Source organism: Paenibacillus sp. P36, from assembly GCF_045866505.1.
In the GTDB taxonomy this organism is placed as follows: Bacteria; Bacillota; Bacilli; order Paenibacillales; family NBRC-103111; genus Paenibacillus_E; species Paenibacillus_E chondroitinus.
Genome location: NZ_AP038372.1, coordinates 1,243,595 through 1,265,373, shown reverse-complemented (window position 1 = coordinate 1,265,373; position 21,779 = coordinate 1,243,595). Strand labels below are relative to the sequence as shown.

19 protein-coding genes are annotated in these 21,779 nt (G+C 50.2%); 6 read left to right on the top strand and 13 right to left on the bottom strand.

All coding sequences use genetic code 11. The features are described 5' to 3' along the window. Nucleotides 1-57: 57 nt before the first annotated feature. Nucleotides 58-1,278: an ABC transporter permease gene (locus tag ACKTT9_RS05750; RefSeq protein ID WP_407870850.1), complete on the bottom strand. Its 1,221-nt coding sequence runs from the start codon at nucleotides 1,276-1,278 to the stop codon at nucleotides 58-60. A 16-nt stretch (nucleotides 1,279-1,294) separates the two neighbouring features. Then, nucleotides 1,295-2,008 (bottom strand): ABC transporter ATP-binding protein, encoded by a 714-nt coding sequence (locus ACKTT9_RS05745; RefSeq protein ID WP_407870849.1) that lies wholly within the window; start codon nucleotides 2,006-2,008, stop codon nucleotides 1,295-1,297. A gap of 416 nt (nucleotides 2,009-2,424) precedes the next feature. On the opposite strand from ACKTT9_RS05745, the gene ACKTT9_RS05740 reads away from it, so the two are divergent. Both ACKTT9_RS05740 and ablA read left to right on the top strand, forming a co-directional pair. Further along, nucleotides 2,425-3,846 (top strand): sigma-54 interaction domain-containing protein, encoded by a 1,422-nt coding sequence (locus tag ACKTT9_RS05740; RefSeq protein WP_407870848.1) that lies wholly within the window; start codon nucleotides 2,425-2,427, stop codon nucleotides 3,844-3,846. Nucleotides 3,847-3,959: 113 nt separating this feature from the next. Next, nucleotides 3,960-5,396, top strand: a complete 1,437-nt coding sequence (gene ablA / locus ACKTT9_RS05735; protein ID WP_407870847.1) for a lysine 2,3-aminomutase — start codon at nucleotides 3,960-3,962, stop codon at nucleotides 5,394-5,396. A 682-nt stretch (nucleotides 5,397-6,078) separates the two neighbouring features. On the opposite strand, the gene ACKTT9_RS05730 is transcribed toward ablA, so the two are convergent. Then, the gene (locus tag ACKTT9_RS05730) at nucleotides 6,079-7,221 is read right to left on the bottom strand and encodes an IS110 family transposase (RefSeq protein WP_407870846.1); all 1,143 of its coding nucleotides are present in this window, start codon (nucleotides 7,219-7,221) and stop codon (nucleotides 6,079-6,081) included. Between the two features lie 261 nt (nucleotides 7,222-7,482). Between ACKTT9_RS05730 and ACKTT9_RS05725 the strand changes: the two genes are divergently transcribed. Continuing rightward, nucleotides 7,483-7,842, top strand: a complete 360-nt coding sequence (locus tag ACKTT9_RS05725) for a transposase (RefSeq protein WP_407868515.1) — start codon at nucleotides 7,483-7,485, stop codon at nucleotides 7,840-7,842. Next, nucleotides 7,821-8,744 (top strand): IS3 family transposase, encoded by a 924-nt coding sequence (locus tag ACKTT9_RS05720; RefSeq protein WP_407872934.1) that lies wholly within the window; start codon nucleotides 7,821-7,823, stop codon nucleotides 8,742-8,744. The genes ACKTT9_RS05725 and ACKTT9_RS05720 overlap by 22 nt, the downstream gene beginning before the upstream one ends. A gap of 305 nt (nucleotides 8,745-9,049) precedes the next feature. Here ACKTT9_RS05720 and ACKTT9_RS05715 read toward each other — a convergent pair whose 3' ends face one another. The 7 genes from ACKTT9_RS05715 to ACKTT9_RS05685 are packed head-to-tail and all read right to left on the bottom strand — an operon-like array spanning nucleotide 9,050 to nucleotide 16,155. Continuing rightward, nucleotides 9,050-10,468, bottom strand: a complete 1,419-nt coding sequence (locus ACKTT9_RS05715; RefSeq protein ID WP_407870845.1) for an aldehyde dehydrogenase family protein — start codon at nucleotides 10,466-10,468, stop codon at nucleotides 9,050-9,052. A gap of 15 nt (nucleotides 10,469-10,483) precedes the next feature. Beyond that, a complete protein-coding gene (gene gabT, locus ACKTT9_RS05710; protein WP_407870844.1) occupies nucleotides 10,484-11,839 on the bottom strand; it encodes a 4-aminobutyrate--2-oxoglutarate transaminase in 1,356 nt (451 codons plus the stop codon). 3 nt (nucleotides 11,840-11,842) lie between these two features. Beyond that, on the bottom strand, nucleotides 11,843-13,132 hold the full coding sequence (locus ACKTT9_RS05705) for a peptidase (RefSeq protein WP_407870843.1): 1,290 nt from the start codon (nucleotides 13,130-13,132) through the stop codon (nucleotides 11,843-11,845). Nucleotides 13,133-13,162: 30 nt separating this feature from the next. Further along, nucleotides 13,163-13,825 carry a 3-oxoacid CoA-transferase subunit B gene (locus tag ACKTT9_RS05700; RefSeq protein WP_407870842.1) on the bottom strand — a complete coding sequence of 221 codons (663 nt, stop codon included), beginning with the start codon at nucleotides 13,823-13,825 and terminating at the stop codon, nucleotides 13,163-13,165. Then, on the bottom strand, nucleotides 13,792-14,502 hold the full coding sequence (locus ACKTT9_RS05695) for a CoA transferase subunit A (protein ID WP_127458615.1): 711 nt from the start codon (nucleotides 14,500-14,502) through the stop codon (nucleotides 13,792-13,794). Before ACKTT9_RS05695 ends, ACKTT9_RS05700 begins: the two co-directional genes overlap by 34 nt. Continuing rightward, nucleotides 14,489-15,850 (bottom strand): aspartate aminotransferase family protein, encoded by a 1,362-nt coding sequence (locus ACKTT9_RS05690; RefSeq protein WP_407870841.1) that lies wholly within the window; start codon nucleotides 15,848-15,850, stop codon nucleotides 14,489-14,491. Before ACKTT9_RS05690 ends, ACKTT9_RS05695 begins: the two co-directional genes overlap by 14 nt. A gap of 41 nt (nucleotides 15,851-15,891) precedes the next feature. After that, on the bottom strand, nucleotides 15,892-16,155 hold the full coding sequence (locus ACKTT9_RS05685) for a YokU family protein (protein WP_407870840.1): 264 nt from the start codon (nucleotides 16,153-16,155) through the stop codon (nucleotides 15,892-15,894). 165 nt (nucleotides 16,156-16,320) lie between these two features. Here ACKTT9_RS05685 and ablB point away from each other — a divergent pair, with 165 nt between their 5' ends. After that, nucleotides 16,321-17,196, top strand: a complete 876-nt coding sequence (ablB, locus tag ACKTT9_RS05680) for a putative beta-lysine N-acetyltransferase (RefSeq protein WP_407870839.1) — start codon at nucleotides 16,321-16,323, stop codon at nucleotides 17,194-17,196. A gap of 13 nt (nucleotides 17,197-17,209) precedes the next feature. Here ablB and rpoN read toward each other — a convergent pair whose 3' ends face one another. Further along, the gene (gene rpoN, locus ACKTT9_RS05675) at nucleotides 17,210-18,514 is read right to left on the bottom strand and encodes an RNA polymerase factor sigma-54 (RefSeq protein ID WP_407870838.1); all 1,305 of its coding nucleotides are present in this window, start codon (nucleotides 18,512-18,514) and stop codon (nucleotides 17,210-17,212) included. Nucleotides 18,515-18,733: 219 nt separating this feature from the next. On the opposite strand from rpoN, the gene ACKTT9_RS05670 reads away from it, so the two are divergent. After that, nucleotides 18,734-19,429 carry a 3D domain-containing protein gene (locus ACKTT9_RS05670; RefSeq protein ID WP_407870837.1) on the top strand — a complete coding sequence of 232 codons (696 nt, stop codon included), beginning with the start codon at nucleotides 18,734-18,736 and terminating at the stop codon, nucleotides 19,427-19,429. A 63-nt stretch (nucleotides 19,430-19,492) separates the two neighbouring features. Here ACKTT9_RS05670 and ACKTT9_RS05665 read toward each other — a convergent pair whose 3' ends face one another. Both ACKTT9_RS05665 and ACKTT9_RS05660 read right to left on the bottom strand, forming a co-directional pair. After that, complete coding sequence (locus tag ACKTT9_RS05665; RefSeq protein ID WP_407870836.1) at nucleotides 19,493-20,761, bottom strand: FAD-dependent oxidoreductase; 1,269 nt, start codon at nucleotides 20,759-20,761, stop codon at nucleotides 19,493-19,495. Nucleotides 20,762-20,890: 129 nt separating this feature from the next. After that, a complete protein-coding gene (locus ACKTT9_RS05660) occupies nucleotides 20,891-21,760 on the bottom strand; it encodes a helix-turn-helix domain-containing protein (RefSeq protein ID WP_407870835.1) in 870 nt (289 codons plus the stop codon). Between the last annotated feature and the right edge of the window lie 19 nt (nucleotides 21,761-21,779).

The window sequence follows — 21,779 nt, the reverse complement described above, 5'->3', positions numbered from 1 at the left end:
TATGTCTACAATGTTGTTCTTTTCGACTATAGCTTATTTCAGTGAAACGCTCGCTATTCAATACCAGCTTGTAAATACGGAAGAAGTCCCATAAGCCAAAGGAAATGCGGCTCCAACCATCAGGACAGGTCCCCACCAAGTGAAGAAGGAGATCCCCATACATAGGCTAATCAGGATTAGCGCAGGCAGCACAAGAATAGGTGTCGATAATTGGAGAGCTTGATGCTTCTCTGTATCCTGGATAGGAAATAGGGTTAAAAAGGGTGTCCTGAGCTCGTCCTTACAAAAGGATTTCCTCCAAAATACCAACGCGCACGCGGCAATAATCCAGACCGTAATTTTAAGAGGCCCCGGCATGATAAACATAGCCGCACTAATCAGAGCGGCAAACTGTATCGTTTGCTTCCACTGCGTGCCATTTCTAAAGAACGATTTTACTAACAAATCAGCGATCCCGTTACCGGCGCCTTTCCCCTTAAACAAGCGTTGCGAATTTTTGAATAAAAGGGGACGCTTTCGCTTCGGTTTTCTTTTTCGCTCCGTAACACGAATTAACATTAAAGAAACAATCCGCATCCGCGAGTCGCGCTCTCTGGCGATATCTGCGAAGAAGGCTCCTTTTTCTTGCAAACGTATTTTACTCAAGAACACAGCCAATACGAGAAGAAGCAGATGAACCGCCCAAATGTAAAGCGCGTTCTGACTGATCGCAGCAACCAGCTTTTGATACACAAAGAAAAGCCCTGCAAAAGCAACGATCCGTACTATCCAATGGAGAAAACCTTGCATACGTAAGGCTACCAATTGACGAAGCAAGCCTAAATTAATTTTTAGCAGATAGGTAATCAACCACAAGGAAATCAGCTGAGGCACACGAAAGCCATACACCTGAACGAGCAAAGGAAGAAACACAAACATCAAAAGAAGCGTTGTAATCCCCTGCAGCACAAGAGAATATCGATGTCCGAGTCGCATGAGATGCTGAAACCACCGCCGGTTCTGCCGAAGGAATAGCTGATCGCCTTCCTCAACAAAGTATCGAATGGTCCCCAGCCAAGTAAACACATAGAATACCGCACCAACCATAAACAAAGATATCCAACTAAACCATGAAGGCTGAGTCGCCCACCAAGAGTAGTATTGATAACCAGCCACAATAATCAGCGGAATGACAAAATAGATCGCAATAACCCAATCCACGGCCATCCGCAACGCTTTATATTGAAAAAACCAATCCGATCGAACGCGACGCGCAAAAAGCTGAAAGCTGCTGTTCAAAGTACGGCCCTCCTTTCTAGAGTAAGGAATGGAAACAATCGAATAATGGCGCGTCCGGCATGCCGCATTGTTCTTGAATGTCCTTCAAAGACCCGTTAGCCACCAATCTCCCACCTGACAGAAGCACAAACGAGGTACATATCCGTTCTGCCGTGTCCAGCACATGGGTACTCATCAAAATACCGGCGCCCCGCTTACGCTCCTCATCTAACATCCCTATAAAATCTTTGATCGCCTTCGGATCAAGTCCAATGAACGGTTCATCCACAATGTACACGTCCGGTTTATTCAAAAAGCCCAGGATCAGCATGATTTTCTGCTGCATCCCTTTGGAGAATTTGCCCGGCAATTGATGCTTCTCGTCCAATAACCGAAACCTGTGCAAGAGATCATCCGCGCGTTCCAGGAATACGGTTCGATCCAGTTGATAAACGGAAGCAGCAAATTCCATATGCTCCCACAACGTCAACTCATCATACAAAATAGGATGCTCAGGTATATAAGCGTAGCTTTTTCGCTCACCCATAAAAGAAATTTTCCCTTTAAAATCCTTCAACAAACCCAGGATGCTCTTCATCGTCGTGCTTTTGCCGGCTCCATTGGGACCTAACAAACCTACAAGTTCACCTTGCCGAACCTCAAAATGAATGTTTTTGATAGTATCCGGAACCTCGTCATAACCAGCCTGATCAATATGTACTTCTAAAACGGCTAATCGTTCTTCTGACATTACGATCACATTCCCTTCTACCCTCATCCTATATAACGCATCTTTGCATTTCTACCGCTTTTTTTCAAGCTATCAATCCCAGATGTATATAATTCTATGATTTGGTCAAATCTAGTATCTATTACTCTATCAATTCTTCTACTAACAAAAAGGAGGTATTACACATGAAAACTGACATGAAAAAGAGCATCCTGCTCAATCGCTACCATTTTCTGATGTGGGCAAAAACAGGCGACATGATGTATCTGAAATTAATCGGAACCGCCCTTTCTCATTAATCGAACTCATACCTAACAGCTGAAGCCGTTAAGGGCTATGTCCCTTCGGCTTTTTGTATTTGCAGGTCTTATTCCACTCTCGCCCTCATAAGATGTTAAGTGAAGCACTGAACCATCCTTACGCGAGGGGGATCCATCATGTCCGGGCATAACGAGCATGGCGCAGCTTATTTTGAAAAAATGCTGAATATCATTGATGTCGGTGTTCATCTCATTGACCGTGAGGGAATTACTATTTTCTATAATGATAAAATGGCGGAAACGGATGGGCTGAAGCGTGAGCAGGTTGTCGGGAAAAATTTTTTTGAACTGTTCCCATCTCTAACCAATGAAACAAGCACCTTCATGAAGGTTTTGCATACCGGTATCGAAATTCGCGAGAAAATCCAAACGTACGTCAGCGTCACTGGCAAAAGAATCACCACAATCAACAGCACGTACCCGCTCCTGGAAAATGGAGACATCATCGGCGCCCTGGAAGTGGCCAAAGATATTACAAGCATCGTTCATCTCCACGATCAAATTCTGGACCTTCGGCATCAAATTTACGAGTCCCCTTCCAAAGATAAGAAGCACACAAGCTCCGCCCGCTACCATTTCAGCGATTTAATCGGCAATAACGAAGATTTCCTTCGTACGATTTCTTTTGCCAAAAAAGCATCGCGTACAAGCTCGCCGGTTCTAATTTGCGGCCCCACCGGCACGGGCAAAGAATTAGTAGCCCAGAGCATTCATAATGCCGGGGCTCGCAGAAGCCGTCTTTTTATCGCGCAAAATTGTGCAGCGGTCCCCAACGAGCTGATGGAAGGCATCATGTTTGGAACGGCAAGGGGCGCCTTTACCGGGGCCATTGACCGTGCCGGCTTATTTGAGCAGGCGAATGGCGGAACGCTTTTTCTGGATGAACTGAACAGCCTGGATTTAATTCTGCAGGCCAAACTGCTGCGCGTGCTGCAGGACGGGCTTGTTCGCCGGGTTGGAGGCACACAGGAGCAGCAGGTAGATGTCCGCATTATTACCGCCATGAATATTGATCCAAAAGAGGCGCTGGATAAGGGGCTTTTGCGCAGCGATCTTTTTTACAGGCTGAATGTCGTGAATCTGACGCTTCCTCCGCTCGCTGAGCGCAAAGAGGATATTCCGATTTTGACGAACCATTTTATCGATACGTTTAATGAATTGTTTGGCATGAAAATTACGGGGATAGCGCCAGCGGCCATGCAGCGTTTGCTCGACTATCACTGGCCGGGAAATATTCGCGAACTGAGCCATGCAATCGAATCGACCTACAATATGATGGAGCTGGAATGTGAAATCATTGAAGAGGCTCACCTCCCCGCTTCGGTCATGGGAATCCACCCACTGCGGTATGAAAAGCAGCATGAAGCGGCAATCTCAACCGGCTTAACCGATAAAGTGAAACAGCTGGAAAAAGAAGCGATTGTGAACGCGCTCACCCGCCATCATTACAATATAACCCTCACTGCCCAAGCTCTCGGCATCAAACGCCAAGCCCTGCAGTATAAACTTAATCGCTACGGTATCGTGAGAAAACCTTAGTCTGTGAGACTCCGCAAGGAGTCTTTTTTGCGTTTTCCAGTGTCAGGAGGAAATGTTGGCATGCTTTTTGCATCTTCTATTACTGAGCAAACATCATTACTGGAGGTGCCAATATGGAACGACGTCACTGGAAGCAAGTTGCGCTATGGAAAAACGTCACGGATGAGCAATGGAATGATTGGCTTTGGCAGCTGACACATACCATTCGTTCCTTGGATGATTTGAAGAAAGTAGTGAATCTAACCCCTGAAGAAGAAGAGGGCGTTCGCATCTCGACGCAGACGATCCCTTTGAATATTACCCCCTACTATGCGTCCTTGATGAATCCTGATGATCCAAGATGCCCGATTCGTATGCAATCTGTCCCTGTTTCCGCCGAATTGCTGAAAACAAAATATGATCTGGAGGACCCTCTACACGAGGACGAAGATTCTCCTACACCCGGTTTGACCCATCGTTATCCGGATCGGGTGCTTTTCCTGGTTACCAATCAGTGCTCCATGTACTGCCGTTACTGCACGCGCCGCCGTTTCTCCGGTCAAGTGGGCATGGGCGTTCCCAAAAAACAATTGGATGATGCCATTGCGTATATTCGGAATACGCCTGAGGTGCGCGACGTTCTGTTGTCCGGCGGGGATGGGCTGCTGATTAATGACAATATTTTGGAATATATACTGAAAAATTTGCGGGCGATTCCCCATGTTGAAATCATCCGGATCGGTACGAGGGCACCGGTTGTTTTTCCGCAGCGGATTACGGAGCATTTGTGCACCATCATCAAAAAGTATCACCCCGTTTGGCTCAATACGCATTTCAACCACCCTCTGGAAATGACGGAAGAAGCGAAAAAATCATGCGCCATGCTCGCCGATGCGGGTGTTCCGCTTGGCAATCAGTCTGTGATTCTCGCGGGCATCAACGACAGTACTTACATTATGAAAAAGCTCATGCATGATCTTGTAAAAATACGCGTGCGCCCTTATTACATTTACCAATGTGATTTGTCCGAAGGCATCGGCCATTTCCGGGCTCCGGTGTCCAAGGGACTCGAAATCATTGAAGCGCTGCGCGGGCATACGTCTGGTTATGCGGTCCCTACCTTTGTTGTTGACGCTCCCGGAGGCGGAGGAAAAATCGCGCTACAGCCGAACTATTTGATCTCGCAGAGCCAAGATAAGGTTATTTTGCGCAACTACGAAGGCGTCATCGTCGGGTACCCGGAGCCCAAAAATTATGTGCCGGGCCGGGCGGATGAGTATTTTAACGAAATCTACGGTGTGGAAAAGCAGCCTGAAAGTACGGGCATCATCGCGCTGATGAAAGATGAAAAATTCAACTTGGTGCCAGAAAACTTGCGCCGGATTGGCAGAAGAAAAGCCTACTCGGAGGCTCCTGAGCATGCCTCCTTGAAAGACCGCCGGACCAAGCGGGATGAAATGAAGGATAAGCTGATGAAGGCGCAGCAGAAGGAGAGTAAAGCTGGCGCTGCGGAAGGCAGCCCGTCCTCGGAGGGGTCTGGCGAGGGTAAGGAGCCTGGTGCGGAGAGCTGAGCGTGGAGCGAAAGCGTCCGTGAGGGGCGGAGAGCAGAGGGGCAAAATGCGGAGTGCGAAGGCGGAGAGCTGAGCATAAAGCGAGGGCATGGTGTGAGGAACGCAGGGCAAAGTGCGGACCAAATGCGTGAAGCAAGGGCGGAAAGCCAAGGGCGAAAAGGAACTACAGGGCGCTGATATGAACGAAACCTGCAACTCCTAGCACGGAGTTCCTTTTTTAGGCATCACGAAAGTTAGCCTGTCAAGTGCTCTTCTTTACAGGCGGTCTGTTTTTCCATACTAGATTCTCGGATCGGCTGATCATGCCGATCCTGCCTTACGGCGAGTAATGGGGTGCAGGGGGCGTGCTCCCTGCGTTCTTATTGGTTGAAGGTGACTCACAACGTCTACATTCCTTGGCACGAAGGCAAAATGAATTGGCGCCGGCTGGCACGCTGATATACGTGGATTTTCACAAGTTATGAATACGACCAGAGAGTGAATCCTGCTTAGACTATTGACGTGCATAAAGCCCATTATTTCGGCTTTGCACAAGCGCCCTTCGCGGGTTTTCTCTCTGCCTTGCTTAGTACTTTGCCTTCGAGCCAAAGAATGTAATGCATTTGTGACGATCAAGCTTCTTGCATCATCGTCCTTTTATTGATTTGTTTAGAAATGCGAACTGAACGGACCAACCCTTAGTTCAACAAGAACGGCCTATTTGCACGAGGTCGTTTTTGTCTTTTTCTATTTCTCTTGCTATCGCCCATATAAAGCCTAGTAACTCCCTGGCAACTGCTGTTACAACTCTACCTCGCTGTTTGCCTTTTGCGGACAAACGTTTATATTTTTGATGAAGTCGCTTTTGTGCGTTCCATGCCACTTCCTGTACGGCAGAGCTTAAGCCATCTAGCCGCTCTCGAAGGGCTCTTCGGATGGCAGGCGAGTGACGATAGTTCCATGCTGCCTCAATGACTACGCGACGAATGTGTGCGTTTCCGGCCTTTGTTATCCCGCCTTGCCACCTGCTGCCTCCACTCGATTTTTCACTCGGAACTAATCCCGCGTAGGACATTAATTGCCCAGGATGAGCGAAACGCCCTGTAATATTTCCCAGTTCCGCTGCTAATGTAGTTGCTGTGATTAGTGCAACTCCTCGAAGTGCTTGCAGGGCTTGAATAAGGGGAGCCAGGGAACTGGAAGCAACTTGTTTTTCCATTTCTTTCTCGTATCTCGCAATTCGTTGTCCAGCTTCCCGGATACAATTACGATATTCCTGAAAGACGATATCTTCACATTCTTGGTCGAAGCGCAGCGTATCTAGCCATTCTTCATGAGCACGACTCCATTTCGTCTTCCCTTTAGGAAGCAGCAATTGATGCCTCAGTAGAAATTTCATTAACCTTTGTCTACTTCGATTCTGATCTTCGACGGCATCCTCGCGCGCTCGGACGAGGTCGCGTAGTGCCTCATCTTCTACAGAGGGGACGTAAATTGGGGTTAACTCCCTAGCGCGCCACAATTGTGCAAGACGAAGGGCATCTCTCTTATCTGTTTTTATCCGTGTATTCGTAGTTAAGGAGATTGGTGCAACAACACTACATTCAACAAAAAATTCTAGAAACCAGCGTTGAAGAACGAAACCTGTCGGGCCAGCTTCATAACAAACATCTAACTTGACGTTGTCTTCTTTGGTTAATTGCCCGATAAGTTTACGAACGGCTTCTTTTGTATGGTCAATACTTCCCCAGTATCTGGGTAGTTCATCTCGACCTTCATTTGCAATGGCAATTACAATTTTATCTTTAGATACGTCTAAACCAACATATTTTGTGGTAATACTCATAATAAACCGACTCCTTTTGTGTTTAGCTCTGATTTTGAGGCTGGAATGTTTTAACACCAACCAGTGTTCTCAAAATTAACCTACGTATACGCAAAGTGGCAGTCGGTTTCGTTCATTTTAACTATTCTGCGGGAAAGCGGCCATATGACGCGCCGGAGGGAACTACGGGACGCTATTTTGCCACCGCCTGTTTAGCCCCCTAATTGTATTGGAGAGTACCTAGGGAAATGAGGTACTATTAAATAAAGGGGGCTGAACGGAATGAGACAACGAAACAATGCATTCAAAGATGTTCGTAACAAAGTGGCGCATGAAGCTTTAGCCGGGATTAAAGTTGGTGTTCTTGCAAGGAAGTATGAGGTCTCACCGAAGACCATTCGAAACTGGGTAAAAGAGTTTCAAGATGAATTTGGTGCAGACGCCCTACCTACGATCGACGAACGCATTAACGACTCCAAACGATTGGCTGAGCTTGAAGAAAAATACAATCGAGCTTTAAAGGCATTGGGGGAAAAGGAACTTGAGAATGAAGTTCTGCGTGAGCTCGTAAAAAAGACGAGCCCTGCCTCAGTGATCGACTCCACGTTGCACAAACGTTTATTGGGCAGGGAAACGCGGTAGTTACAATACTAGAACTTACTGGAGTCGCTTCTTCGACGTACTACGACAGGAGAAAGTCCGAGCAACGAACCACGACGAAGAAAACAATCGCAGTACTTCGTGGTAGACCCGTGACAAATTACTCTTTTACGCGCTCAGGTGAAGCCGTCAGTGATGAGCAGATCGAAGAATGGCTGATGGAACTCGTTTCCGGTGAAGAGCATAGCTATGGCTACTTGATGCTGAATGAATGCTTGCGTATCCAACACAATCTGGTCATCAACAAGAAGAAAACGTACCGCCTATGCAAGAAGCTTGGCATCCTTCATCCGCAGCGGCGAAAGAAGATTCATTATCCACGGAAACTGGCTCGTAACCACACGATCAAACGTTCAAACCAACTCTGGCAGCTCGACATTAAGTACGGCTATGTGGCAGGTTATGACCAGTTCTTTTACATGGCGGGCATCATTGATGTGTTTGACCGCAGTATCGTAGGTTACCATCTAGGCTCTAGCTGCGACGCAAAGCAGGTCTGTCAAGCAGTAAGAACTGCCCTACGTTTACGTTTAACAGATGTTGAGGAAATGCCCATCATACGCACGGACAACGGTCCGCAATTCGTTAGCAAAGCATTCGGCGAGCTCTGCGAGGACGAGAAGATTACGCACGAGCGTATACCGCCAAAGACGCCAAATATGAATGCCTACATTGAATCTTTTCACGCAACACTGGAGCGAGATTTACTCACGAAAGAGGTTTTTGGTACATTCCAGGAAGCATACGACGCCGTTGAAACGTACGTTAATTTCTATAACAATCGACGCATGCACCAAAACCTTGGTAAACGATCCCCAGCTGCATTCATGCAGTGGGCAAGTGCCCACCCGGATCAGTTAGCGGACTACATTCGAGCCGTCTAAAAGAAGAAAACGAACGGAAAGAAGAAAGAAACAAAGGATTTCTAAGAGCAACGTTACTTTCGCTAACAACTCTCCGGAATTAGGGGGTCTGACCGCCGCCGGCTCAAATGCAGGCAATTGCGGCCAAATAAAGGCCTGTAGTTCCTCTCAGGTGCCAATTTGGCGGATCACGCTCGAATAGCGCCTTGTAGTTCCCCTGCATGCGCAAGAGTTGCTGCATTGCGCCAGAATAAACAAAGAAGGGGATCCCCTCGGGCTCCCCTTCAACATGTATAAAGCGGACAAGCCAGCGGAGCAGCCCACGTCTACTTTTTAAAACAAACCAGCTTCAGCTCCGTCAGCTCCTCCACGGCGTATTTCACGCCTTCGCGTCCTGTGCCGCTCTCCTTGACGCCGCCGTACGGCATGTGGTCCACGCGAAAGGTGGGGATGTCATTAATCATGACGCCTCCCACCTCCAACGCTTCGGCAGCGGCGAACGCTGTACGGATATTTTGCGTGTAGATGCCCGCTTGCAGGCCGTACCGGGAGTCGTTCACCAGTCCGATCCCCTCCTCGACGGAGGCAATCTTATTGATCATCACAACGGGAGCAAACGCCTCCCGGCAGGAGATGCTGCTCGCCGCAGCCACATGAAGCAGGACCGTCGGATGCACAACATTCCCCTCCTTCTTGTTGCCGGTTGCGACAACAGCGCCGGCGCACTCGGCATCTGCGATCCATTCCAACGCCCGCAAAGCGTCACGCGGAGCGATGACAGCCGACACATCCGTTTGGGGATCAAGCGGGTCCCCTAATAGAAGCATCTCTGTCTGCTTGACGAACTTCCCGACAAATTCATCAAACAGCCCCTCATGCACGTAAATCCGTTGTATGGAAATGCACACTTGGCCTGCATAGGAGAAAGCCCCCGTAACAGCCCGAGCGATCATGCTGTCTACATCCGTCCCTTGATCCACAATGAGCGCAGAATTGGAGCCTAATTCTAAAATCACTTTCTTCAGGCCTGCCTTACTCCGTATGGCAATCCCGACCTCCGGGCTTCCCGTGAAGGTGACCGCCTTCACTCTTGCATCCATCACCAGGATGTCGCCGATCGCGCTCCCGCTGCCGGTTACAACGTTCAGCGCTCCTGCAGGAAGCCCCGCCTGCTGCAAAAGCTCCGCCAAAAACAACGCAGACAGCGGCGTTTGTCCTGCCGGTTTCAATACGATCGTGTTGCCCGCAGCCAATGCAGGGCCTACCTTATGCGCAACCAAATTCATCGGAAAGTTAAACGGCGTTATCGCCGCAACAACCCCCAACGGCTGGCGGATCGTATACGCCACTCGATCCTCCCCGCCAGGCGCTGCGTCCATCGGAATCGTTTCGCCGTGAATCCGCTTCGCCTCTTCAGCTGCGAACTTGTATGTTGCGACGGTCCGCTCTACTTCAAGCTTTGCCGTCTTCAACGGCTTCGCTGCTTCCAGCGCGATAATGCGAGCGCACTCGTCCGCATTATCGCGAATCAAGGCAGCGAGCCGCTCTAATATTGCGGCGCGTTCATGTGCCGGCATACGCGCCATCAAAGGTCTGGCACGGTCAGCCGCCTCCAGTGCATACTGCACCTCGGCCGCTCCTGCGTAGGCAATCTCGGCAATTTGTTCGCCGCTGTATGGCGAGAATAAGGGCCGATATTCGCCGGCTTCTACCCACCGGCCCTCAATGAATAAATGCTTTTTCATGCTGTTTCCCCTTTTCTAACCGCCGCAAGCCCTGAACGCCGCCTCCAGCACATCAAGGCTCTCAGCGAGCTGTTCATCTGTGATCACTAGCGGGCTTAGGATACGAATCACATTTCCGTAAATACCTGCGCTCATAATGATGACGCCATGCTGATGAGCCTCCTGCAAGATCCGAGCCGTCAACTCCTTATCCGGCGCTCGGCTCACAGGATTTTGAACAATCTCAATAGCACTCATGGCACCTAAAGTGCGCACATCCCCGATGAAGCTGAGTTCCTGTTGCAGCCGCCCAAAACGCCCCATGACGGCTGCGCCGATCGTGGCAGCCCGCTCAACCAGCCGCTCAGCCTCCAACATCTCAATAACCTGCAGCGCTGCAGCACAACCAAGCGGACTGCCGCCATACGTGCCCCCGATTTCCCCGATCCCCGGGGCATCCATGATCTCCGCTCTGCCGGTCACGGCGCTAATCGGGAGGCCGGCTGCAATCGATTTGGACATCGTCATGAGATCCGGTACAACACCGTGGTGCTCCATCGCAAACATTTTACCCGTACGCCCAAAACCTGTCTGCACTTCATCCGCGATAAGCAAAATCCCGTATTTCTCGCATATGGCTTTGACGCCTTGAATGAAACGCGTGGATGGGATGACAAAACCTCCTTCGCCTTGAACCGGCTCCAGAATCACGGCAGCGACATCCTCGCCCGGAACCTCAGACAAGAAAAAATCATCAAACCTCTGCAAGATGTAAGCATCGAGCTCATCCGCAGACATGCCGTTAGGGGCACGGTAGTAGTAGGGATATGGCATTTTATAGGTGTCGGGCGCAAAAGGGCCGAAGCCATTTTTGTAAGGCTTCACTTTGCTCGTGAGCGACATCGCCATGTAAGTTCTCCCGTGGAAGCCGCGCTCGAAGGAAATAATAGCTTTACGCCCCGTAAACTTGCGTGCAATTTTCACGGCATTTTCGACAGCCTCCGCTCCGCTGTTCAAAAAAAACGTTTTTTTCGCATGATCACCAGGCGTCAATTCGTTTAATTTCTCAGCAAGAGCGACATAGGGCTCATACATCATCACATGAAAGCATGGATGCAAATAATTGTCCAGCTGCGCCTTGAGAGCTTCCACCACTTGAGGCGGGCAGTGGCCGACATTTAAAGAGCCGATTGCTCCAGCCAAGTCGATAAAGGTATTCCCGTCGACATCCGTAAGCAAGGCTCCATCACCTTTTGCCGCAAAGGTAGGCACGGTATTGAACGGCCCCCGTGGGATGCTCGCCATGCGCCGCTCCAGCAGCTTCTGAGCTTCCGGACCCGGCAGAGAGGTCTTCATGTTAATGTATTTCGTCCTTCTCTCCTTCACATCCATCCCCTATGCCTCCATTCTGTCAAAACCGCACCAGTCAATCAAGGTTAGCGCGATAATCTCAGCAGCCTTGAACACGTCCTCCAGCACGATGTGCTCGTTCGGGTAATGCGCTACTTCCGTAATCCCGGGGCCGAAAACAATGCAAGGCGTATCGCCCAGCTGCGTGAGCAAGCCGCCATCCGTGCCCCAAGGCGATGCTTCGATGACGGGCTCCTCCTGCTTAACCGCGCGAAACTGCTGCATAAGCACATGCATCAAAGGATGCTCCGGGTCAACGCTGCCCGGCACCCATTGCGCCCCATACCACTCCAGTTCTGGCGGATGCTCGGCAAACCAAGGGTCAACTTCCTGTAATCGCTCCAACCACCTCAGCATTTCCTCCTTGGCATCTTGCAGCATTTCCTCAGGGGCGACCCCCATTCGACCCTCCAGTTTTACGGTATCGGGGACAGACGAAGGCCAATTCCCGCCTTGAATTACACCCAGATTAATAGGAATCGGAATCGGGTTGTTAGCATACAGCGGGTCTGTGATTCGGGCATTCCTCTCCTTCTCAAGTTCCAGGATATGCTGGATGACTTTGACGCTTTTCTCGATAGCGCTAACGCCTTCGTACCTTGTTCCACCATGCGCCGAGCGCCCTTTGACTTCAATTCGGAACCACATCGAGCCTTGCTGTTTGGGAAAAATGCGAAAATTCGTAGGTTCCGGAATCAGAGCTGCGTCCGCCCGGTAACCTCTAAGAATAGCCGCCAACGTCCCGGCCCCACCGCTTTCTTCCTCCACAACGCTTTGAAAAACAACGTCGCCTTTCAGCTTCAGCCCCACACCCTGAATAGCCCCGAGGGCAAGCAAAAGCGCTGTATTGCCGCCTTTCATATCCGTCGATCCACGTCCATACAGCTTGCCGTCAACCACTTCGCCGCTGTAAGGATCGTGCATCCACTGACTTCGCTGGCCTTCCGGCACAACGTCTACGTGGCCGTTCAGCAGGATGGAGCGGCCGCCTCCTGTCCCCTTCATAACCCCCACAACATTGGGACTGCCTGCAAAATGGCTCCGTGGCGAACAAAAATACGGATGATCCGCAAGCTCCTCTCCGTCCGGCTCCCACATATCCACATCCATTCTCATGCCCCGCAGCTGATTGGCAACGAGCACTTGAACTTCCTTTTCGTTGCCTTGTATGCTTGCAATTCGGACCATTTGCTGCAGCAGTGCAGTCCCTGCGTCACGATGAAGCGTGATCCACTCATGAATTCGCTCCGGCAGTTCAGCCTTCGGATTCGGCAATGGAATCTCCTCCTTTTGGTTCGCTATCCATCACGGAATATAGGTAATCTGCTCAGGAATGATCAAAGCCGCTTCGGTATGGCGAACGACGTCATCAACAGTATAAGGAGACATAATCTCCTTCAAAAGCAAGCCATTTTCCACCACTTCCATCACGGCCATTTCCGTAATAATCAGCTTCACGCAAGCCCTGGCCGTCAGCGGCAATTCGCACTGCTTCTTCACTTTGGACTCTCCCTGCCGATTGACATGGTTCATGAGCACAATGACTTTTTTGGCCTTTTGCGCAAGCTCCATCGCCCCACCGATGCCGGCAACCCGCTTCCCTGGCACGATCCAATTTGCCAAATCACCGCGTTCGCTAACCTCCAGCGCTCCAAGGATCGTAATATCAATGCAACCCCTGCGGATCATGGCAAAAGCAATGGAGCTGTCACAATAGGAGGCCCCGTCGACAATCGTGACCGGATACCCGCCCGCGTTACAGAGAAACGCATCTTCCTCCCCCGGGTTCGGGGCTCCGCCTGCAAACAAGATGCCGTTTTCCGCATGAAAAACGATCTGTACACCCTCCGGCACATAGTCCGCAACCTGGGTTGGGATGCCAATGCCTAAATTAACGGCCATGCCGTTCTTTAATTCCTGAGCGGCCCGTTTTGCTATTCGGTCACGGTTTTCTTTTCCCATACCCATTGCCAGTTCACTCCTTTGCTGAGGATGACCATATCGACAAAAATGCCCGGTGTAACAATGCTTTCAGGGTCCAGCGCCCCAAGAGGCACAATTTCATCCACCTCGGCAATGGTAAAAGTCCCAGCCATCGCCACGAGCGGATTATAATTTCTGCCGCTTTTATCATAAACAAGATTGCCGTAGGGGTCCGCCTTCAAAGCATGAACAATCGCCACATCGGCCGTCAAAGCCGGCTCCACCAAATACGTTCGCTCGTCGATCGAAACCGTCTCCCTGCCTTCTCCCATCATCGTCCCGACGCCGACGTCCACCAGAATGCCCCCGAGGCCGACGCCGCCTGCCCGGATCTTTTCCGCCAGCGTACCTTGCGGGTAAAAAACGACCTCCATAGTGCCGTCTTCCATCATTTGACCAGCGTTAGGATTGGAGCCGATATGGGAAGCAATCACCTTTTTCACCCGTCCGGCGGTCACTAAACGGCCAATGCCGATATGCGGAAAACCGGTATCGTTGCCGATAATCGTTAAGTCTTTGACCCCTTTGCTTAAAATGCCATCAATTAGCGTCGGTGGTGTGCCGATACCGCCAAATCCTCCGTACATCAACGTGCAGCCGTCGTTAATCGCATGAAGCGCCTCTTCCAAGCTTTTCACTTTGCTCAGCTCAGATTTCTCCATCTTTGCCACCTCCCGCCGACTCCCTGGACAACTCATCCGCAACTTCCCGAATCGCTTCCTCCAAAAGCTGTACGAGCTGATCGGCTTCCGCTTCCGTAATGACCAGAGGCGGCGCCACAATAATGGCGTCCCCAGCCCCATCCACAGCACCAGCTGCGGGATATACGAGCAAGCCTTTCTGAAAGGCTTTATCTATGATTCGGGAAGTGATGCCCGCCGCAGGTGGAAACATCGATTTATCGCCTCGATCTTGGACGAACTCCAGGGCCAGAAGAAGACCTCTCCCCCTGACATCGCCAATGATCTCGATGCCATCCGCCATTTGACGCAGTTTAGCTAGCAAATATGCACCCATGTTTTGAGCTGACTGTGCTAGTTGATGCTTCAGGGCGTAGTCCAGCACCGCCAGTGAAATGGCAGCCGACTGTGGGTTGGCACTGTACGTATGGCCGGCCATTATGCTCTTGGAGCCTTGCAGAATAGGCACCATCACATGATCTTTAACCAGCGTTGCAGCCATCGGTGTGTAACCGGCGCTCAAGCCTTTCCCCAGCGCAATCAGATCGGGTTCTACGCCTTCATGCTGCATGCCGAACATTTCACCTGTACGAGCAATGCCGGTCATCACTTCGTCGGCGATAAATAAGATCTCATAACGCTCACAAATCTCTTTGATTTTTTTAAAATAACCCGCAGGCGGCACAATTGCCCCTCCGGCAGCCCCTACGATCGGCTCCGCAATGAAGGCGGCGATATGCTCGGCGCCGATTCGTTTAATCGCTGTTTCCAAGTCGCCTGCGCACGCCAGCTGGCAGGAAGCTTCGTTCAATGGACACCGGTAGCAATAGGCAGGAGCAACCACCGGGAAATCCTCTAAAAGCGGTATAAACCGCCTTCGTCTAAGTACATGGCCGGACATCGAAAGCGCGCCCATGGTGATGCCATGATAGCTCATCCTGCGGGAGATCACTTTGTTCTTCCCCAAGCGGCCCTTCTCTTGCCAATGCTGAATGGCAATCTTCATCGCCGTTTCCGTCGCTTCAGAGCCGCTGTTCACGAAAAACGCCCAATAGTCGCCCCCTGGCGCCAAATCGCTCAGCTTCTTCGCCAGTTTCTCCGCCGGTTCACTCGTGAACTGTGAACGGTATACAAAAGATACCTTACTCGCCTGCTCCATCATGGCATCGATAATGTCTTGCACGCCGTGCCCGATGCCGGCCGTCACGGCCCCTGATGAGGCATCCAGATACGCTTTGCCCTGCTCGTCGTAGAGGAACACCCCTTTGCCATATTGAATCGTGGGATAAGGATGATCCAGCGCCGGCTTGATTAAATGCTCCCGCTCCATAAGGCACCCCCGTTAATCAGCCATCACTATCGTTGTTGATTTTATTTCAAGAACATATTTTTGACCCTAGGAGCTTTCATCAGATCTTCATAGTGAAAGGAGCTTCCGAGCGCAGAAACATCATGCCAATACAGCATCTCTTCGATCTGCAGGGCAGTGCCTTCCAGCACATACGTTCGGCAGTTCGCGCACTCGATCGCGGGTACGTTCAAAATCTGTACAGCCATCCTCCCGTCCGGCATGATCCAGTAGCAATCTTTTACCCCTTCACGGACATCTTCCGTTTCACACCACATGCACTGCATAAGCGCTCAGCCTCCTTCATGAGATATGGTTAGCGTTACTGCTGCTACTGCCTAATAACGAAGCAAAATGCATGCCAACTTTGGACCGACAGCCCCAATTATTGCAAGGCTAATCTAATGGATCGAAGCATATAACCATGGTAAGAAGAAGGAGGGGACTGCCAGATGCCTAATCAAATGCCAAATGATCGGCCAACATCCCGTTTGGAAGTTGAAAGCGGCAGTGATTATACGGTAAGCTTTTACCTCGATTTCATGAACAAAAGATTGCGGGTAGACGACTATCAAGGCAATGTCGATGCCATCTACGAACGAATAGCCGACGTTGCCAAAAGCCATGCGCTGACCAAGGTTTTTATCAAATCTAGAGAGCAGGATTGGCAGAGCTTTTTAGGAAAAGGCTGCATGCTTGAGGGCATTTACAAAGGATATTTTCATGGCATGGACGCTTACTGTATGGCGTTTTATTACGATCTGGGGCGGCGGAGCAGCGATTATTGGATGGAGGAGGATTGCATTTTGCAACAAGTGCTAGCGCTTTCTCGCAAACCCGTAAGGCCCGTCATACCGGAACCTTTTACCCTGCGTTTAGCCTTGCTCAAGGATGCGGAGCAGCTGTCTCATTTGTACAGCCAGATTTTCCAAACCTACCCAACACCCATGAACGATCCGCTTTATGTTGCAAAAACGATGCAGGAGGGGACGATTTATTATCTCGTCGAATCACAAGATGAGCTCATTAGCGCCGCTTCCGCTGAAATCAATGGGAAATATGCCAATGCGGAAATGACCGATTGCGCCACACTACCTGCCTTCCGCAACAAAGGGCTCATGCGATTATTGATGCATGCTTTGGAGGATGAATTGATCGCTCGCCAGATTACCTGCGCCTACTCGCTGTCCAGAGCGCTTTCCTTTGGTATGAATGCCGTTTTCCATCAAATGGGCTATGGGTATTACGGCAGGCTGACGAAGAACTGCGATATCTACGATAAATATGAGGATATGAATTTATGGGCCAAAACCTTAATCAAGCCATAACCCTTTAGGTTAACTATATGCGTTTCCTTCTCAAGGAAGAAGAAATGCCGAGCTCCTCCCGATATTTCGTCACCGTGCGGCGCGAGATCTGGATCCCTTCCTGCTTCAGCAGCACGGTCAGCTTTTGGTCCGAGTATGGCTTAGCAGGGTTTTCGCCACGAATCCACTCCTTTAGTCTGGCTTTGACACGCTCAGAAGACGCTGCCTCTCCGCAATCTTTGGGCAAGCCTGACGGAAAAAAGTGCTTGAGCTCGAAGATGCCCCAAGGCGTTTGAGCATATTTGCCGGCTGTTGCGCGGCTAACTGTCGATTCATGCATGCCGAGCTTATCGGCAATGTGTTTCAAGGTCATCGGCTTGAGATTGGCCGTCCCCTTCCAAAAAAACTCGCTTTGTTCCTCGGCGATGGCCTGAGCCACACGATAAATCGTCTTTCGGCGCTGCTCCAGGCACCTTAAGAAAAACATCGCCGATTGGAACTTGCCGGTTAGAAAGCGAGCGGCTTCGTTCGCATCTTTTCCCTCCTTCACAAGTCGCTCATAATAACCATTCATCGATAGACGGGGCAGCGCTGCCTGATGCGTGAACACGACAAGCCTGTCGCCTGACTTTTCAATGATCACCTCCGGTAGGATATAGTGAATGTCTTCCGTATGAAAGGCAGCCCCTGGCCTGGGATTCAGGCCTTTGATGACGGCCACGGCTGCCTGAATTTCTTGCGGCGAAGCTTGCAGATGCTGCGATAGTTTGTGAATGTGATAATCGGCAACATCCTTCAAATGATTGCGAATGAGTATGGCGACGAGCGGAAAGCTTTCCGCCAAAGACTTTACCTGCAAAAGCAGGCACTCGCGCAAATTCCTCGCCCCCACACCGGCAGGCTCAAAACTTTGCAGAATCGTAAGGGCTTGCTCCACCAGCTCACGCTCCATTTTCAAAACATCCGAAATTTCACTGATCGAAGAGGTCAGATAGCCATTGCCATCCACATTTCCAATCATAAAAATGACAATGCGGCGCACGTCTTGCGGCACTTTTTTCATGAAGAATAACTGCTCCTTCAAATGCCTTTCCAGCGACACCTCATTCGAGGCTGCATGGTGCAGCGGATCGTAAGGAGTGTCGCCATCCCTCGTGCGGGTAGGACGAGCGGGAGTATCGACTGTCCGCTCATTAGCGGAAGCGAACTCCAATACCGGATTCTCATGCATCTCCTGCTGAACAACCTCCAGCAATTCAGGTAGCGAGAGCTGCAGAATCGATATGGCTTTGCGCAGCTGCGGCGTGAGCCGCATTTTCGCCGACTGTTGTTGAAACATTCCGTATCCTGGGCGCATGAACATCATTCCTTTAGGTTGTTGCTATAGTGTATTCACGTGAGGACGAACGTTTGCCAATCTGTCTGTAAACAGCAAAAAACCCGTAAAAGGACCTTTTACGGGTTCTAATCTAGTAAATTTTCATAGAATACGTATAGAAAAATATAAATTTGACGAGTCTAGTAGCTATAACTCTATTAACTTTTTTGAGGAGGAGCTATGATGTTTCTAAGAATTTTGTTTACGACTCTGACAATTCCTTTGTTAGTAAGTTTATGGCTTACTGGTAAAGCCTTTTCCTATCCAAGCAGCGACGAGTTCACGGATCTACCGCAATCTTACAGTCTTGTAGCAAATACCACATCTGCTGTTGTTCCTGAAACCACTACCACCGCTACCGTGCCGCCAACAACGCAGTATCAGGTTAACCGGGGAGATACCTTATTCAAAATCGCTCGTGACTTTGAAGTGGATGTGAACGACCTGATGGCAGCCAACGGAATTAATGATCCGCGCGGGCTGACCATTGGACAAACCCTGAATGTTCCTTCAAGTGGAACAGGGGCTGTCACGAAAACACAACCAAAAATCATTAAAAAAGTAATCAACACCACATTGACAGCCTATACAGCGGGTTTCGAATCGACCGGTAAAAAGGCATCCCATCCCATGTACGGCATTACCTTCAGCGGGTTAAAAGCCAAAGAGGGACGGACGATCGCCGTCGATCCGGCTGTCATTCCATTAGGCTCCACCGTATTCATTGAGGGGATCGGCATTCGCAAAGCCGAAGATATCGGCTCGACGATTCGCGGTTCGAGAATTGATGTGTTCATGAACGATTTGAGTCAAGCGCAGGAATTCGGCGTGAAGAAAAACGTGAAAGTTTATGTGCTGAACCGGGAGAATATCTAGTTTGCTGGAAAGGCTAGCAATAAACCCCGACGGAGCTTAATCCGTCAGGGTTTTTATGTTTGTCTACGAGTACGATGCAAGCTTATGAAATACAACGTTCATCTCACGCAGTCCCTCATGCAGCGCGTCGATGGATACGTCGCGAATCACGCATGTTTCGTCCAAAGCGATGGAAGCAGCAATTCCCGCGGCCTGCCCCAACGCGTAGCAAGTAGGCTGCACACGCATGGACGACATCGCTACATGCGTAGCGGATATGGAACGGCCAGCGACGAGCAGATTGTCCACCTCTTCAGGTACCATACAGCGATACGGAATATCGTAGCCGCTGACTTTGCGCTCGTCGGTAGTCTTTTTGCCATCAGGACTGTGGATGTCGATCTCGTAATTCGTCTGGGCGACCACGTCTTGGAATCGGCGACCTTCCACCACATCCTGCTCCGTCAGTGTGTACAACCCCTGAATCTGGTTCGTTTCCCGCACGCCAACCTGATTGGCCACGTGGGAAAGCGCATAGGTCTCAAAACCATTCCGCTGCAAATAATGCACGATGGAAAACACCTGTCTCAGCGCCTCTGTTTCCGCGTAGTTGATGTCCTTGATGTTCGCGCCGTTGCCTTTGACCCGCGTCATGTTCACCAGGAGCTGGCCGTCCTTGTTGCGCTCCCAATACAGATGGCGTCCCTGTGGCAAATCGGACACTTTTTCATAATAATAGCAGCCTTCTGGCAGAATCGGAGTTACGGTCTTGCCTGTGTTCTGCATCATAAACATCAGCGTCATCGGCTGAGTCAGCCCATCCCCATCTCTTCCCGACGTATGAGGCACCCCGGCATCTAGAGCGACTCTCGCATCCCCGGTGCAGTCTATGAATTGCTTAGCCTCAAAAGCCTTCAATCCTTCGCGCGTAGACGCAATTACAGCTTCCAAGCGAGTTCTGTCCTTGACCGCCCCAACGAATTCGGTATGGTAGATGACCTCTACGCCTTCCTTTTTCATTTTCTCATTTAAATAATGCCTTAGCTCAAAAGGAGAATATTGCGGGGCAATGGACGTATCATGATGCTCCGGCAAATATTCGGCCAGCACATCGGCAATCATCTCACGGTAAATGCCCGTCACGTTCCCAATCGGCATAAAAATACTCACATTCCCCAAGGTGCCCATACCGCCAAGCTGCCCTGATTTTTCAAGCAAAATGACTTTCTTGCCTCTTCTTGCCGCCGAAATAGCTGCCGCTGTTCCCGCAGGTCCTCCTCCGATAACGACGATATCAGCGCGATCATAAGTCTCTATCTGTCTTTGAAAATCATACGTTCGTTTGTCACTCATTTTCCGCCTTCGCTCCCTTCTATTTTGGCCCATGCTTCAAAAAGTTTCTTGCTCTATGGCTTCATTATAGGGAGCTTTGGACCGCCTGGCTTTGTCAAAATGCATAGTAAATGTATCAAAACGTCTTTTTTATGGATGGCGTCTAATGTGACTTGGCGGGTATCCGAAGCGAAGCTTATACATCTTGGAAAAATGGTGTACGCTCGAAAATCCGCAGCTGTCCGCAATATCCTGAAGCGGAAGATCCGTGCCACGGAGCAGGTCGGTCGCGTAATCAAGACGCAGCTTGAGCAGAAATTGATGCGGGGACACTCCGAATTGTGAGCGAAAATGCAAGGAGAAATAAGAGCGGGACATGAGCGCCTTATGTGCCATTTCCTCCACAGTCAGCGGCTCCGATAACCGGTACTGCATATAAGCCGGCACCCAACTAAGCGAGGTAGAGCGGCTATGCTCGGAGGTATCGCGGGTTGTGTATTCTTTTAACAATTCCAGCACAATCTCTGTGGCGTGGGCTTGCGCTTGAAGAAGGTCGATTGCGTTTTTGCGGCCCCAATGCGCAATTGCTTGCTGCAGAGTGTCCAACATCCATTCGTGCCTCGAAAGCTTCAATAGATAAGGGATGGAGATATCCGTAAATGTTTTCAGACTTGGCTGCAGAGGTACTGTCTCTGGGTTAAAAGCGTGATCGATCGGCACAATCATTTCCGGACGAGCATCGACTTGGGAAGGGAACAGCTCCATGTGCAACGACATCAGCCAAACCGGCGCTTCGGATTCCATCTGATGCACAATGCCCGGCTGCACGAAGATGAACTGCCCCTGATTCACCTCATAGAGCGCCCCTTCTGCTTGAAGGCGAAAGGACCCTTCCTGTACGTAAAGCAGCATGTAGTCGGTGATGATCCTTGGCGGCGTTTTCCATTGTTGAAAATGCAACAGGTCCGCATAGCGAATGTACGGCTGCAGCTCTTGATTTAAGATCGATTCGGCGGACATGCGAATTCTCCGTTCTTCA